Source organism: Actinomadura napierensis (assembly GCF_039529375.1).
Classification (GTDB): Bacteria; Actinomycetota; Actinomycetes; order Streptosporangiales; family Streptosporangiaceae; genus Spirillospora; species Spirillospora napierensis.
Window position 1 is genome coordinate 1 of the sequence record NZ_BAAAMR010000047.1, and the last position, 14,887, is coordinate 14,887.

Genomic DNA, 14,887 nt, shown 5'->3' on the forward strand with positions numbered 1-14,887 from the left:
CCGGCCGCCGGCGCACCGGAGGCGCGCGGTGCCCGGCGGCCGCCTCGCGGCCGCCGGCGGCGCGGCGGTTTCCTGACGCCGCCCTGGTGGTTCGCGGCGCCCGCCCTGCTCGTGTACGTGCTGGTCGTCCTGTATCCGAGCGCCAGCGGGGTCGTCTACGCCTTCACCGACTGGAACGGCATCGGTGACCGCTCGTTCAACGGCATCGACAATTTCCGGCGGCTGCTGCAGGACGACGCCACCCGCGGGTCGCTGGTCAACACCCTGCTGCTGACCGTCGCGATCGTCGTCGTCCAGAACGGCATCGGGCTGCTGCTCGCGCTCGGGGTGCACACCCGCATCAAGTCGCGCGTGGTGCTGCGGGTCGTGTTCTTCGCGCCCGCCGTCGTCAGCCCCGTGATGGTGGCGTTCCTGTGGAAGTACGTCTACAACCCGGCACCGGAGGCGGGGCTCAACGGGATCCTCGGCGCGATCGGTCTCGGGTCGCTGCGCCAGGACTGGCTGGGCGACCCGTCGCTGGCGCTGTGGTCGGTGGCGGGGATGGTGATCTGGCAGTTCGCCGGCTACTCGATGGTCATCTTCCTGGCCGGGCTGGAGGGCGTGCCCGTGGAACTGCACGAGGCCGCGATGATCGACGGCGCCGGCCGGTTCCAGCGGTTCCGCAGCGTGACCTGGCCGCTGCTGGCCCCCGCGGTCACGATCAACGTGATGCTGTCGACCATCGGCGGGCTGAAACTGTTCGACCAGGTCTACGCGGCGACGAGCGGCGGCCCCGGCCACTCCAGCGAGACGCTCTCGACCGTCCTGTACAAGCAGGCGTTCGTGTTCGGCAACTACGGCTACAGCACGGCGATCGCGCTGGTCCTGGCGCTGTTCGTCGCCGCGGTCTCGCTGATCCAGATCTACTACCTGCGCAGCCGGGAGGTGACCGCATGAGGCTTCGGTACGGGTTCCGCACCTTCCTGCTGGAAATGCTGATGATCGTGGTCGCGCTGGCGTTCCTGTTCCCGGTGTACGCGCTCATCACGCTGTCGCTGAAGGACAAGCAGCAGATCGCCTCGGCGCCGCTGTCCCCGCCGACGTCGCCGACGTTCGCGAACTTCTCCGACGCCTGGTCGCGGGCCTCGCTCGGGTCGGCGCTGCTGAACAGCACGGTGATCACGGTGGTCAGCCTGGTGGCGCTCATCGCCATCGGGTCGTTCGCCGCGTACTTCCTGGCCCGGTGCGCCACGCGGATGGGGTTCGTGCTGTACGTGCTGTTCCTGCTCGGCATCGTGCTGCCGTTCCAGCTCGGCATGATCCCGCTGTTCAAGCTGGCCGACTCGGCCGGTCTGCTCGGCACCTACCAGGGAATGATCATCTTCTACACCGGCATCCAGCTGCCGTTCACGATCTTCCTCTACACCGGGTTCATCCGGGCGCTGCCGGGCGACTACGCCAACGCCGCGCTGATCGACGGCGCCGGTCACCTCCAGGCGTTCACCCGGGTGGTGTTCCCGCTGCTGCGGCCGATCACCGGCACGGTGCTGATCCTCAACGCCGTGTTCGTCTGGAACGACTTCTTCACGCCGCTGCTCTACCTGGGCGGGTCGGCGCGGGAGACCGTCCCGGTGCGGATCTTCGCGTTCGTGGGGCAGTACGTGTCGGACTACGGGCTGGTCTTCGCCGGCCTGGTGCTCGCCGCACTGCCGATCATCGTGGTCTTCCTGGTGCTGCAGCGGTACGTGATCAAGGGCTTCGCCAGCGGGCTGAAGGGATGAGCCTGGCCGCGATCCCGTCCCGGCTGCTGGCGGTCCTGGACTCGCCGCCGCCCGCGTACTCCCCGGCGCCCATCTGGTGGTGGAGCGGCGAGCGGCTCGATCGGCGGCGGCTCCGCGACCAGCTCGAACGGTTCGCCGAGGGCGGCGTCCACAACCTGGTGGTGCTGAACCTGGCGCCCTCGGGACCGATGTTCGGCTCGGACGCCGACGACCCGCCGTTCTTCTCCGACGCCTGGTGGGACCTGCTGGACGCGGTGTGCGAGGACGCCGCCGAGCTGGGGGTGTCGCTCTGGTTCTACGACCAGCTCGGCTTCTCCGGCGCCGACCTGCAGGCCCGCTTGGTGCGCGACGTCCCCGCCTACGCGGGGCAGTGGCTCGAACCGTCCGGAACGGTGGGCGTGCGGGGCTTCGACTACCTGTCGGCCGAAGCGTGCGAGGTGCTGTTCGACCGCGTGCACGGCGAGTTCGCGCGGCGGCTCGGCCACCGGCTCGGCAACGTGATCGTCGGGTCGTTCCAGGACGAGCTGCCCTCGCTGCCGACCTGGTCGCCGACGTTCGCCGACGAGTTCGCGCGGCGCCGAGGCTACGACCTGACCCCGCACCTCGGGGTGCTGTGGGGGAAGGGAGAGAGCGGGCGGGACGCCTTCCGGATCCGCCGCGACTACCACCTCACCCGCGCGGAACTGGCCGAGGACGCGTTCTTCCGGCCGCTCGCCGAGTGGCACCAGGCGCACGGCCTGCTGCACGGGTGCGACCAGCAGGACCCGGCACGGGCCGGGCTCCCGGTGGACGGCGTCAAGATATACGCCGACTACGCGCGCACGCACCGCTGGTTCGGCGCCCCCGGTTCGGACCACCACGGCGACGCCCGCATCCACTCGTCACTGGCGCACCTGTACGGCCGGGACCGGACCTGGATCGAGGCGTTCCACTCCAGCGGCTGGGGCGGGACGCTGGAGGAGACCTTCGACTGGCTGCTTCCCTGGCTGCGCTCGGGCGCCACCCTCTACAACCCGCATGCCGCCTACTACACGACCAAGGCGGGCTGGTGGGAGTGGGCGCCGCCGTCCACCGACTGGCGGCAGCCCTACTGGAGGCACCACCGGGTGTTCGCCGACGCGGTCACCCGGTTGTGCGCCGCGCTGTCGCTGGGGAAGCACGTCTGCGACGTGGCGGTGCTGTTCCCGACCGCCACCGCACAGGCCGGGACGCGCCTCGACGGCGTCGACCCGGACGCCGTCCGCGCCCAGGACGTCTACCGGAGTCTCGTCGGCGACATGGCGTGGTTCCGGATGGTTCCCGGCGCGCTCGACCGACTGGGAATCGACGCCGACGTCGTGGACGACGACTCCGTGCAGCGGGCTGCCGTTACGCGAGGACGGCTCGACGTCGCGGACGAGTCGTACGGCATCGTCCTCCTTCCCGCGTGCACCGTGCTCGAAGGCGAGACCGCGCGCAGGCTCGTCGCGTTCGCCGAGACCGGCGGGCGCGTCATCGCGGTCGGGCCGCCGCCGCGCCACGGCGTCGGCGACCCGGACGCCGACGCGGCGGTGGCAAAGCTTCGCGCCTTGGCGGAGGTGGTGACGGACGCCGACGGCATCGAGGCGGTCCTCGCCGTCGACCGCCGGGTGGACGGGCCGGTCCCCGCCCTCGTCCGCGAGGTCGACGGCGCCACCGTCGTGTTCGTGACCGCCGCCCCGTCGATGGCCAGCCGTGTGTCGGTCGAGCGTCCCGGCGAGCGCGGCATCGACCTCGGCTGGCTCGACGTGACCTACGACTTCGACCCCGACCGCTACCTGCGCGACATGCGGTTGCGGGTGCGCGGCGTCCGCGGCCCGGCGTTCCTGGCCGGCCCGTTCGGAGGGCCGCCGCGGCCGCTGGAGGTCCGGGCGGTGGACGAGACGTGGGTCGAGGTGGTCGTGCCGTTCGACGACGCGCCCGCCGCGCTGCTCATCTTCCCCGGCGGCTCGGGCGGCGCGGGGAGCCTCCCGGCCGAAGAGCGGCCGACGGGCACGGGCCTGGACCTCGGTACCTCCTGGACGATGGAGACGGTGCCCACCCTCGACAACTCCTGGGGGGACTTCGGCCGCCCCGCCGGCCGCGACGTCCCGCTGGAATGCTGGAGCATGCGGCACCGCGTGGAGGGCGAGACGGCCTGGGCCGAGGCGCACGCCACGTTCGGACCGCATGGCGTTTGGGCCCTGGAGTCCGAGGGGTCGTGGCGTCCCGCCGTGTACTCCGACTCGCGCGGCATCCGCAAGGACGCCGTGCATCGCGACTTCCTCGGGCCCAAGGGGCACGTGCCCGAGGAGTTCCTCGACTTCGGTGAGGTCGCGGCCGGGGAAGCCGTGCTCTTCCGTTCCCGCGTGACCGTGCCGGGGAACGGTGGTTTCGTGGCGGTCGGCGCGTCGGCGTCCAAGAGGCTGCTGGTCGACGGGGCCGAGGTCCCGGTCGACGACGGGGGGCACCTGGCGATCGCCACGGCTCCCGTCGCGGGCGGGGAGCACGACATCGAGGTCCGGTTCGTCCCGGACGAGGAGGTGCGGCTGCGCGCCCACCTCGCCGTGGTCACCGATCCCGGCCGCTACCGGCGACCGGAGTGGATCACGGTCGCCGGGCCGGGGAGGCCGGGTGCGCGGGTCACGCTCACCGCCGCGGTGCCCCCGAGCGCTTCGGTCCTCCAGGTGGCCTCGGCGGCCCCCTGCCGGATCCTCGTCGACGGTGAGGAGATCGGCCGCCAGGGCGGTTTCGACCCGTACGCCGAACACGAGGTGCCCCGCGTCGGCCGCTACGAGGTGACCGGCGGCGAGGTGACGCTGGTCCTCACCGAGGGCGGGGCGCCCCCGGCCGTCATGGTGGACGGCGCGGTGGTCTCCGGCGCAGGGTGGACGGCCGCGTGCGACGGTGAGCCGGTGCCCGTCGTGCCGAGCCGCCGCCAGTACGGCGACCCGGCCTCGCTGCATCTGCAACGGCGCCCTCATCCGCTGCCCGGCGCGGCCTGGCTTGATGACGCGCCGGATACCGGCGACGTCCTGCCCGCGCGCTTCGCGGCACCGGACATCGGCCCGCGCGTCGAGTGGCTGCGCGTCACCGTGCCGCCGGGCGCTACGCGGATGGCCGTTGAGGTGCACGGTGAACTGCTGGAGGTGCTCCTGGACGGCGAGCGGCTGGAACCGGGCCCGGAGATGCAGCTGCCTCCGCAGGCGGGTCCCGGCGGGACTCCGCTCCAGGCGCCCGGCCGGAGGACGGCGGAGTTGCGGATCCTGACGATCCCCGGACACCAGGCCGGCGCCGCGCTCGCCGGGCCCGTGCGGTTCGCCGTGGGCCCCGGAACGATCGAGCTGGGCGACTGGGAGGACACGGGACTGGCCGGCTACAGCGGGGCCGTCCGCTACCGACGCCGCGTCGACCTCCCCTCGGCCCCGGCCGCGGCGACGCTCGACCTCGGACGGGTGCGCGGCACCGCCGAGGTCGCGGTCAACGGCGTGCACGCGGGCGTGCGGATCTGCGCCCCCTACCGCTTCGATCTCGGCGCCGCCCTGCGGGACGGCCCGAACGAGATCGAGGTCCTGGTCTGCGGCACGCTCGCGCCCTACCTCGATGAGGTGAGCCCGACCCACTTCGTCTTTCCAGGTCAGCGGGTATCAGGACTGTTCGGTCCGGTTCGCCTGCTCATGCCCACGGACGGGGGAACACCTCGCCGTCCAGCCGATCCCCAGCCGTGAGGCCGAGGCCGTCGGTCACGGGGTGGGCTTCGCCGCTGAAGGCGGTCTCCGCGTCCATGTAGATGTTGACGTGCGCGAGGCGGGCCGTCCCCGTCCGGTTGGGGAGCGCCATGTGCCCCGTGTAACCGCTATGGAAGGTGCAGTCGCCTGCCCGCAGAGGGAGGGTTACGCGGGGGGCCCACCGCAGCGCCGGATCCGCCGCGAACAGATCCTCCGCATCGTGCAGATCCTGCGGGCGGAGACCGGCGTGATGCTGGGTGCCGGGCAGGAACGTCATGCAGCCCCGTTCCGGCGGGACGTCGACCAGCGCGATCCAGGCGGAGAGGGGAAGGCGGTCGCCGCGGTGCGGCCAGTACGGACGGTCCTGGTGGAATTCCGTGGCGGTGCCGCTGTGCGGTTCCTTGACCAGCATCTGGTCGTGCCACAGCCGCAGCGGGAATCCGGCGAGCTGCTCGGCGATCCTGCCGAGACGCCGGTCCAGGGTGAGATCGCGTAGTGTCCGGTCGCGCCGCCACACGTTGACCAATTGGCTGAAGGTCCCGCGGGTCTCCAGGCTCTCGGCGCGATGGGCCTCCAGGAAGGTCTCGGCACCGGCCCTGAACCGCTCGATCCTGGACGGGTCGAGGACTCTCCTGACTCGGACGAAACCGTACTCGCGATACGCGTCCACCAGCTCTTGCGAGACCTGGCCATCGGCTCCGACATCGGTGCTCGCCTGCTCGTTCATCATGGGCCAAGCCTCGCCGGGGCATGCGGCCGAGGGCTAGGCCGATCCCGGTGAGGAGTCGTACGATCACGACATGCTCGCCACGCTGCACGAGCAAGCGCTGTTCGTCGACGGTCCGATCTGGGGTGGCGTCCACCACTTGAGAGCCGGCGTCGACCCGCATACGCACGACTTCCTCGAAATCGCGATCATCGGCCCCGGCGCCGGTCGGCACGTCACCAGCCACGGCGAGCGTCCGCTGCGGCACGGCGACGCGATCGTGTTGCGGCCGGGCGCGTGGCACGCCTTCGGCGACTGCGCCGATCTCACCGTTGCGAACTGCTGCCTGTCCGCCCACGCGCTGCGGGCCGAGCTGTACCAGTTGCCGATGCTGCGCCGGCTGCTGTGGACCGACCCGGTGTCCCACGGTGCCCGCGGTGTGGCGGTCCGATCCCTCGCCCCCTCGGACGCCGACGAGGCCATCGCGCAGATCAGCCTGCTCGAAGGGGACCTGACGGCGGGCCGCCGCCGGCCCGGCCGGGCGGTCGGCCGCCTGATGACCGTGCTGGGAATCCTGGCCGACGGCGCCGAGCCCGAACAGGTCACTCTCGAACCGGCCGTCCACCCCGCGGTCGCCGCGACCATCGCGCGGCTCGAAGCGGCGCCCGCGGAGCCGTGGAGGCTGGACGACCTCGCGCGGGCCGTCAACCTGGACCCCGCCTATCTCGGCCGCCTGTTCGGGCAGTGCACCGGCTCGTCCCCGATGGGCTTCCTGGCCCGGCTGCGCGCCGAGCGGGCGGCGGCGCTGCTGGTGAACTCGGCCCTGCCCGCCGCCCGGGTCGGCGCCGCCGTCGGCTGGGACGACCCGACGTACTTCGCCCGGCGCTTCAGGACCCTGGTCGGGCTGACACCCACGGAATACAGAAGGCGCAACAGACCCTCGGAATAGCGCCGGCCGAGCAGACTCGGCGAGCCGCAACACTAGGCCACGGTGGCCCAAGGACGCCTGCCGCCCCGGCGCACCCGGGGCTGCGCGGCCGCCCGCCGCGCAGTACCGGAGGCGTCGGCTCAGGCGCCGTTCGGGGCGCTCGCGCCAGTGTAGGAGTTCAGGTCGGAAACGAGCTCGGCGAGGGCCGGGCGGGGGTTACTGCCAGCCGGTGTTGTGGCGGGATGGCGGGGGGCAGGTGATCATTTCTCCTCCTCGTGTTCTCGGATACCGGGGGCCGGGGGTCAGTTCCACCGGCCGGGAGTGATCTCGCCGGCCAGCAGGTGGCGGACGGACTCGGCCACCGCGACCTCGCCGCCGCGGGGCTCGCCGACGTGGACGCCGACGCCGAAGGCCACCCGGCCCTCCTCGACGGCGGCGCGGAGGGCCTCCTCGTCCACGACGCCGTCCGCGGCCGAATAGACCATCCGGACCGCGGGACGGACCCGGTTCAGCGCCGCGCGGCCGATCAGGCCGGCGGCCCGGAACTGGACGGCGATGAAGTCCGCGGATTCCAGCAGGTCCTCCAGCGGCAGGAGCGTGATGTGCGGCCGGGCGGTGCGGTGGTGCTCCGGATCGGGGTCCCAGCCGACGATGCGCATCCCGAACGCGCGCATGCGCTCGGCGACCATCGCGCCGCAGGCGCCGAGGCCGACGACCCCGAGCACCTTGCCCTCCAGCCGCACGTCCGGCGGGGCGTGCCGGGCCGCGGACACCAGCAGGTCCACGGTGAGCTCGGCGAGGCTGACGGTGCGCGCGGTGCGGGCGCTGACGACCATGACGCCGGCGCGGGCGGTCGCGGTGACGTCCACGCCGCCGGGGCCCGGCCCGACGTTGGCGACGACCTTCAGCCGCCCGCCGGCCGCGACGATCCCGGCGTCCACCCGGGTCTCGCGGTGCACGACGAGCGCGCTGGCCTCGGCGACGGCGGCCACCAGCGCGGCGCGGTCGGTGCCGTCGCAGCGCCGGACGTCGAGGTCCGCGGAGAGCACCTCGATGGCGGCTGGGGAGATCTCCTCGGCGACCAGGACGACCGGGCGCGCGGAGACGGACGTTGGCGGGGGGAGTCTCACGGAAGCTCAGGATGACGCCCGCCGCTATATTTTTTCTCCAACAGCCGTTGTGCCGGCGGCTTTCTCCCGGTGTCAGGCCGTGAGGGCGAGGTCGACGCGCCGGATCGCCGCGGCCCGCAGGCGCGGTGTCTCCTCGGTGAGGGCCCGCTCCCTGGCGACGGCGTGCACCAGCCGGTGGAAGCGGTAGGTGTCGGGCCGCTCGGCGGGCACCTCCAGCAGGTAGGCCTCGACCAGTTCCTCCACCTGTGCCCTCGTCTCGGTGAGGGGCCGGTCCAGCAGCACCGAGGCGATCCAGAGCGAGAACTCCGGCGTGCTCAGCAGCGACAGCAGCCGCAGCGCCCGCCGCAGGTCGGCCGGCAGCCGCCGGTAGCCGAGCGCCAGCGTGGCCTGGACGTCGAGGTCGGCGACCCGCAGCTCGTCGAGCAGCCAGTGCGGGTCGGCGAGACGGTCCGCCAGGCGCGACAGCGGCCAGTGCGGGTGCCCGACGAGGCGGGCGCCGCACGCGCGGATCGCCAGCGGCAGGAACCCGCAGCGCTCGGCGATCAGGGGGAGCGCCCGCGGTTCGGCCGCCGCGCGCTCGGGGCAGGTGTGGCGGGCGAGCAGCTCGACCGCCTCGGCGGGCTCGAACGGCTGCAGCGAGATGCGGTCGGCGCCCTCCAGCGCGGCCAGCCGGGTGCGGCCGGTCAGCAGCACGCCGCACCCGGGGACGCCGGGCAGCAGCGGCCTGATCTGCCGCTCGCCGGCCGCGTCGTCCAGCACGATGAGGACCCGGCGTCCGGCGAGCCGGTCGCGGTAGTACCGGGTCAGCTCCTCCGCGCCGTGCGGGAGGTCCGCGGCGGGCGCGCCGAGCGTGCGCAGCAGCCGGGTCAGGGCCTCCGCAGCCTCCAGGGGCCGCGAGCTGCCCTGGAGGTCGACGTGGATCTGCCCGTCCGGGTAGGCGTCGGCGACCTGGTGTGCGACGCGCAGCGCGAGCGCGGTCTTGCCGACGCCGCCCATCCCGGTGATCGCGCACACCCGGGGCGCGCCCGCGTCGGCGAGCAGGGTCCGGGCGCGGTCGACCGCCGCGTCCCGTCCGGTGAAGTCCGCGGGCGGCGCTGGCAGCCGGGTAACCGGGGGCGCCGGCGCCGGCCGCGACGTGCTCGCGCTCGGCGCCAGCAGGGTGTGCCGGTCGGACAGGATCGCCTGCTGCAGGTCCTGGAGCTCGGCCGAGGGATCGATGCCCAGCTCGTCGGCGAGGAACCGCCGGTAGTCCTGGAAGGAGGCGAGGGCGTCGGCGTTGCGGCCGCACCGGTAGAGGGCGAGCATCAGCTGGGCGCGGGACCGCTCCCGCAGGGGGTGGGCGGTCACCACCGCCGTCAGCTCCGGTACGAGGCCCGCGTGCCGGCCGAGGGCGAGATCGGCCTCGACCCGGTCTTCCAGGACGGCCAGCCGCGCCTCCTCGAGCCGGGGGCGCTCCAGGTCGGCGAGGAAGTCGGTGACGCCGGTCAGGGCCTCGCCCCGCCACAGCGCCAGCGCGCCCGACAGCGACCGTGCGGCCGCCTCGACGCGCCGGTCGGCGAGGGCCGCGCGGCCCTCGGCCGCGAGCCCCTCGAACCTGGTCAGGTCGACGTCGGCGTGCTCGATGTGCAGCCGGTAGCCGGGCCGGTGCCGGTCCACGACCGCGCCGTCGCCGAGCAGGCCGCGCAGCCGGGAGGCGTAGGTCTGGATCTGGGCCTGGGCGGTGGCAGGCGGCGCGTCCTCCCACAGCATCTCGACGAGGGTCTGGTCGGAGACGACCCGGCCGTGTGCGAGGACCAGCGCGGTGAGGAAGGTGCGCAGCTTCGATCCGCGCAGTTCGACCCGGTCGGCATTGTCCCAGAGTTCGACCGGGCCGAGAATCCGCACTCGCATGGACCCTCCCTCAGCGTCATGTGTCACTACGGAGCGTGAAGCGAGAGCGCCCGCGGCCGGCTTCGGGACGGGCGCCGGACCGCTCGAGGGAAAGTGTGCGGGACGCACCCCCGGTTCGTCACTGTGCGCTACTGGCAGCTTCATGCCGTGGCAGGGTCTGTCCTACTGCGGTCACGGATCCCGCTCGGCTTCGCCCCCGTCGAACTCCGATGCATAATCCGGAACGGAGACTTGATCAAGACTGGGGGAGTCGGGATGCTCCATGGGCTCGGGCTTGGATCCGACGCCGAGGCGCTGTACCGAATGATGATCAGGTATCCGCGGGCTCCGACCGGGGAACTGGCGCGGCGGCTGGGGTGGACGGAGACGCGGGTGCGCGAGGCGCGCGGCCAGCTCGTCGCGCTCGCGCTGGTGCGCCATTCATGGGAGGAGCCGGGGGAGTACCGCGTCGTCAGCCCCGAACTCGGCCTCGAGGCGCTGCTCACCCGCCAGGAGGCGGAGGTACGCGATTACCAGCGGCGCATCGCCGACAGCCGCGCCGCGGTGGCGAGCCTGCTGGACGAGTACGGCGAGCTGCGCAGCTGCAGCGAGGGGTTGGAGGCCGAGCGGCTGGTCGGGATCGACGCCGTCCGGTCGCGCATCGAGGAACTCGCCCACCGCTGCGAGTCGGAGGTGCTGGGGTTCGCGGCGGGCGGGCCGCAGACGACCGACAACATGATGGCGAGCTGGCCGCTGGACCGGGCGATCCTCGACCGCCGGGTGCGGATGTGCACGGTGTACCTGGACAGCATCGCCGGCGATCCGGCGAGCATGGCCTACGCGCGCCGGCTCATGGGCTCGGGGGCCGAGGTGCGGACCGTCGCGGCGCTGCCGCTGCGCATGGCCCTGTACGACCGGCACACCGCCCTGGTCCCGATCGACCCCGACGACAGCGGTGCCGGGGCGGTGCTGCTGCGCGGCGCCGGGCTGCTGACCGCGCTGTGCGCGCTGTTCGACCGGGTGTGGGAGAACGCGTCCCCGCTCGGCGAGGAGCGCAACCGCGACGACGACGGGCTGCTGGCGCAGGAGCGCGAGGTGCTGCGGCTGCTGGCGCGCGGCTACACCGACGAGGCGGTCGCGCGCAGGCTCGGCGTGTCGGTGCGGACGGGCCGGCGCATCACGGCCGGCGTCATGCGCCGGCTCAAGGCGCGCAGCCGGTTCGAGGCCGGCGTCAAGGCGGTCGAGCGGGGCTGGCTGAAGGCGCTGTGAGCTGGCCGGGCGCGGCGGCGGACGCCGTGACCCGCACAGGTCAGGGCGCCGGGCGGCGCTGGCAGCATGTTGCCGCCGCAGGGTCATGCACCGGAGCTGGGCGCCGATTGGACCAGGATTTAACCGACAATTGCGATAATGCACCGGACTGCGGCATCGGGGGGCCTTTGCCGCGCAGGTCGAAACCACGGGGTGAGCGGGCGCGTGTCTGGCATGGGAACTGAGGACGGGAACGACGGGCCGGACCACGGCGCGGACCACCGGGCGGCGCCGCGGCCGCCCGCGGGACTGGTGGAGCGGATCGGCGAGCACGCGGCCCGGGCGCCGTCGCGCATCGCGGTCATGGAGGCGGAGGGCGCCGGCGGTCTCACCTACGCGGAGCTGGACGCCGTCGCCATGGCCAGAGCCGCCTGGCTGAGCGGCCACTGCGCCCCCGGCGACCGGGTGCTGCTCGTCTACTCGGCCGGATGCGAGCTGCTGAAGAGCCTGCTGGGCTGCCTGTACGCGGGGGTGACCGCGGTTGCCGCGCCGGTGCCGGGCCCGCCGTGGCATCTGGCGAGCGCGACCGGCAGGGCGCTGGACGCCGAGCCGCGCGTGGTGCTGACCGACATCCGCGACCTCATGGCGGTCGCGGACTGGATGGGGCAGGACGGCCTGCCCCGGATGTCGCTGCTCACCACCGACCTCGCCGACCTGGACGTCCCGGCCGCGCCCGGCGCGCCGCCGCCCCTCCGGCCGCCGGCGCCGGACTCGGTCGCGCTGCTCCGATACGTCCCGCGGCCCGCGGCGGGCGCGGAGCGGCTCACCCACACTCATGGCGAGGTCGCCCGCCATCTCGACCTCACCAGCCGGGTCATGGGCCTGGCCGAGGGGGTGCGGTCGGGCGCCTGGCTGCCGCCGCAGCCGGGCACGGGGGACCTGAGGCAGGTGCTGGCCGCGCTGTACGCCGGCGGCACCGCGATCACGTTGCCGCCGGGCGAGCCGGTCCCGCCGCGCCGCTGGCTGGAGCTGATCGACCGGCACCGCATCGAGGTGAGCGGGGCGCCCGCGCGCTTCTACGACGAGTGCGTGCGGGGGGTGCCGCCGGAGACGGTCGACCGGCTCGACCTGTCGCACTGGCGGCGGGCGCTGATCGAGGCCGACCAGGCCGCCGAGGGCGCCCCGGCGCGGTTCGCCGCCCGGTTCGCCCCCGCCGGTTTCCGGCCCGAGGCGTTCACGGCCTGCTACTCGCCGGCGTCGTGGACGACCCTCGTCTCGACCTCCCCGGCCATCACCGACGCCGGCGTCCGCTCGCTGGAGCGCGGCGTCCTCGAACCGCTCCGCTCCTGCTCGCTCGGCACCGAGGCCGCGGCCCAGGCCGACCCCGGCGTGGTGTCCCTGGTCGGGCTGGAGGTGCCGCCGGACATGCCGGTGGGCGTCGTCGACCCGGGCACCGGCGAGGCGATGCCGGACCTGCGCATCGGGGAGATCGAGATGGCGGGCGCGGACGGCCGCGAGCGCACCGGCGACCTCGGCGTCCGCTACGGCGACCGCGTGTACCTGGTCGGCCGCAGCGACGAGACCCTCTCCGCCTACGGGCGCACCGTGTACCCCGGGTTCGTCGAGCGCTGGGTCCGGGGGCTGCACCGCGCGTTCAAGGGCGCGATCGGCGGAGTCTTCACGGTGCCGGCGCTGCGCGAGGAACTCGTCGTCGTGCACGAGGTCCGGCAGGACGGCGCCGAGGAGTTCTGCCTGCCCTCGCTCGCCTGGACCATCCGGGACGCCCTGGCGCGCCGCTCCGGCGTGCGCGCCGGCAGCGTGGTGCTGCTGCCGGCCGGGGAGGTCCCGTGCAACGCCGAGGGCGGGGTCAACCGCGCCCTGCTGCGCGACCTGTTCATGGCGGACGCGCTGGAGTCGCTGCACGAGGAGCTCGACCAGGAGGTCCGGCGGCGCTACCGCCGCGAGCCCCCGATCCATCCGGTCCGGCTGATCCGGTCCCGCGCGCGCCGGCCGGCCGGGTCGGCGACGTAGTGGCGATATAGCCCAAATATTGGCACCTCCGCGACAGTGGATTCATCCGGGAGACGAAGTGACGGCCCGGAGACGTCGCGACCGGGCGCCGCCTGACGGCGCGCGCCCGGGAAAAGGGGAAGCCGTGCCGGGAAAGCTCGTGCGGGGTGTGCTCGAGAGCATCGGCGACACGCCTCTCGTCGAGCTGGAAAGGATTCTTCCGGAATTCCCCGTCCGGGTGTTCGGGAAGATGGAGCGGTTCAACCCCGGCGGGAGCATCAAGGACCGGACCGCGCTGGCGATGCTCCGCGACAGGATCCGCGACGGCGCGCTGGAGGCCGGCCGGTCGGTGGTCGTGGAGTCCACGTCGGGCAACCTCGGCGTCGGCCTCGCGCAGGTCTGCCTCTACCACGGCCTGCGCCTGGTCTGCGTGGTGGACGCCCGGACCACGGCGCGCAACCTCGCCGCGATGCGGGCGCTCGGCGCCGAGGTGGAGGTCGTGACCCGGCCCGACCCCGAGACCGGGGAGTTCCTGCCGGTGCGGCTGCGCCGCGTCCGGGAACTGGCCGAGACGCTGCCGCACGCCTACTGGCCGAACCAGTACGCCAACCCCCTGAACCCGGGCGCGCACGAGCAGACGATGCGGGAGATCGACCGGGCCCTGGACGGCCGCGTCGACTACCTGTTCTGCCCGGTCAGCACGTTCGGGACGCTGCGCGGCTGCGCCGACTACGTGCGCGGGCGCGGGCTGGCCACGACCGTCGTGGCGGTCGACGCCGTGGGCAGCGCCATCTTCGGCGGCCCGCCGGCGCCCCGCCTCATCCCGGGGCACGGCGCCTCCGTCCGTCCGGCGCTGGCCGACCCCGCCGCGGCCGACGACGTCGTGCACGTCACCGACCTGGAATGCGTGGCCGCCTGCCGCCGGCTGGTGCGCCGCGAGGCGGTGCTGGCGGGCGGCTCGTCGGGCGCGGCCGTCGCCGCCCTGGAGAAGCTCGCGGGCACCGTCCCGCGCGGGTCGCACTGCGTCCTCATCTTCCCGGACGGCGGCGACCGCTACCTCGACAGCATCTATTCCGACGAGTGGGTCTTCGAGCATTTCGGCGAGGTCTCACATCTGTGGAAGGAACCCGGAGAGAACACGCCGGAAATGGCGGACGAGAACTCCGGGCCCGGTATCTGAGCGCCGCCGGAAAACGGCGGCCCACTTGTATCCGTGAAGGGAACGTGCACATGGCCGAAGAGCAGACCGACGCGCGCCCGTACCGCGTCGTCCTCAACGACGAGGAGCAGTACTCGATCTGGTGGGCGGACCGCGAGCTGCCCGCCGGGTGGCGGGCCGAGGGCACCGAGGGCACCCGCGAGGAGTGCCTGGAGCACATCGGCGCCGTCTGGACCGACATGCGCCCCCTGAGCCTGCGCCGCCGCATGGAGCAGGAGGCCGCGGGCTGACGGCCCGCCGCCTCCGCGCCGCCCCGTAGCCCCGTCCGCTCGGCGCCCGAACCCGGGCGTCC

Annotated in this window: 11 protein-coding genes; 8 read left to right on the top strand and 3 right to left on the bottom strand. The window is 73.6% G+C overall.

What is annotated here, in order from left to right:
• From ABD296_RS24950 to ABD296_RS24960, 3 genes are all read left to right on the top strand, one after another.
• Positions 1-936 (top strand): carbohydrate ABC transporter permease (locus ABD296_RS24950; protein WP_344271636.1); only part of this gene is annotated, 936 nt, incomplete at its 5' end.
• On the top strand, positions 933-1,760 hold the full coding sequence (locus tag ABD296_RS24955) for a carbohydrate ABC transporter permease (protein WP_344271639.1): 828 nt from the start codon (positions 933-935) through the stop codon (positions 1,758-1,760). The genes ABD296_RS24950 and ABD296_RS24955, both read left to right, overlap by 4 nt.
• Complete coding sequence (locus ABD296_RS24960) at positions 1,757-5,485, top strand: glycosyl hydrolase (RefSeq protein WP_344271641.1); 3,729 nt, start codon at positions 1,757-1,759, stop codon at positions 5,483-5,485. The genes ABD296_RS24955 and ABD296_RS24960 overlap by 4 nt, the downstream gene beginning before the upstream one ends.
• On the opposite strand, the gene ABD296_RS24965 is transcribed toward ABD296_RS24960, so the two are convergent.
• Positions 5,433-6,215, bottom strand: a complete 783-nt coding sequence (locus tag ABD296_RS24965; RefSeq protein ID WP_344271644.1) for a phytanoyl-CoA dioxygenase family protein — start codon at positions 6,213-6,215, stop codon at positions 5,433-5,435. The two genes, ABD296_RS24960 and ABD296_RS24965, sit on opposite strands and share 53 nt — an antisense overlap.
• 70 nt (positions 6,216-6,285) lie before the next feature.
• Between ABD296_RS24965 and ABD296_RS24970 the strand changes: the two genes are divergently transcribed.
• Positions 6,286-7,140: a helix-turn-helix domain-containing protein gene (locus ABD296_RS24970; RefSeq protein ID WP_344271646.1), complete on the top strand. Its 855-nt coding sequence runs from the start codon at positions 6,286-6,288 to the stop codon at positions 7,138-7,140.
• 281 nt (positions 7,141-7,421) lie between these two features.
• Here the strand turns inward: ABD296_RS24970 and ABD296_RS24975 are convergent, their stop codons facing one another.
• Both ABD296_RS24975 and ABD296_RS24980 read right to left on the bottom strand, forming a co-directional pair.
• Positions 7,422-8,249, bottom strand: a complete 828-nt coding sequence (locus ABD296_RS24975) for an NAD(P)-dependent oxidoreductase (RefSeq protein WP_344271649.1) — start codon at positions 8,247-8,249, stop codon at positions 7,422-7,424.
• Between the two features lie 72 nt (positions 8,250-8,321).
• A complete protein-coding gene (locus ABD296_RS24980) occupies positions 8,322-10,139 on the bottom strand; it encodes an AfsR/SARP family transcriptional regulator (RefSeq protein ID WP_344271651.1) in 1,818 nt (605 codons plus the stop codon).
• A gap of 255 nt (positions 10,140-10,394) precedes the next feature.
• Here ABD296_RS24980 and ABD296_RS24985 point away from each other — a divergent pair, with 255 nt between their 5' ends.
• From ABD296_RS24985 to ABD296_RS25000, 4 genes are all read left to right on the top strand, one after another.
• Positions 10,395-11,387, top strand: a complete 993-nt coding sequence (locus ABD296_RS24985) for a LuxR C-terminal-related transcriptional regulator (RefSeq protein WP_344271653.1) — start codon at positions 10,395-10,397, stop codon at positions 11,385-11,387.
• A gap of 213 nt (positions 11,388-11,600) precedes the next feature.
• Positions 11,601-13,397 (top strand): AMP-binding protein, encoded by a 1,797-nt coding sequence (locus ABD296_RS24990; RefSeq protein WP_344271656.1) that lies wholly within the window; start codon positions 11,601-11,603, stop codon positions 13,395-13,397.
• Between the two features lie 139 nt (positions 13,398-13,536).
• On the top strand, positions 13,537-14,556 hold the full coding sequence (gene sbnA / locus ABD296_RS24995) for a 2,3-diaminopropionate biosynthesis protein SbnA (protein ID WP_344271659.1): 1,020 nt from the start codon (positions 13,537-13,539) through the stop codon (positions 14,554-14,556).
• A 50-nt stretch (positions 14,557-14,606) separates the two neighbouring features.
• A complete protein-coding gene (locus ABD296_RS25000; protein WP_344271661.1) occupies positions 14,607-14,825 on the top strand; it encodes an MbtH family protein in 219 nt (72 codons plus the stop codon).
• Positions 14,826-14,887: the final 62 nt, after the last annotated feature.

Bases quoted from the DNA above. Each gene is read 5' to 3' on its own strand.
- ABD296_RS24955 (WP_344271639.1), top strand. From the start codon at position 933: ATGAGGCTTCGGTACGGGTTCCGCACCTTCCTGCTGGAAATGCTGATG.
- ABD296_RS24960 (WP_344271641.1), top strand. From the start codon at position 1,757: ATGAGCCTGGCCGCGATCCCGTCCCGGCTGCTGGCGGTCCTGGACTCG.
- ABD296_RS24965 (WP_344271644.1), bottom strand. From the start codon at position 6,215: ATGATGAACGAGCAGGCGAGCACCGATGTCGGAGCCGATGGCCAGGTC.
- ABD296_RS24970 (WP_344271646.1), top strand. From the start codon at position 6,286: ATGCTCGCCACGCTGCACGAGCAAGCGCTGTTCGTCGACGGTCCGATC.
- ABD296_RS24980 (WP_344271651.1), bottom strand. From the start codon at position 10,139: ATGCGAGTGCGGATTCTCGGCCCGGTCGAACTCTGGGACAATGCCGAC.
- ABD296_RS24985 (WP_344271653.1), top strand. From the start codon at position 10,395: ATGCTCCATGGGCTCGGGCTTGGATCCGACGCCGAGGCGCTGTACCGA.
- ABD296_RS24990 (WP_344271656.1), top strand. From the start codon at position 11,601: ATGGGAACTGAGGACGGGAACGACGGGCCGGACCACGGCGCGGACCAC.
- ABD296_RS25000 (WP_344271661.1), top strand. From the start codon at position 14,607: ATGGCCGAAGAGCAGACCGACGCGCGCCCGTACCGCGTCGTCCTCAAC.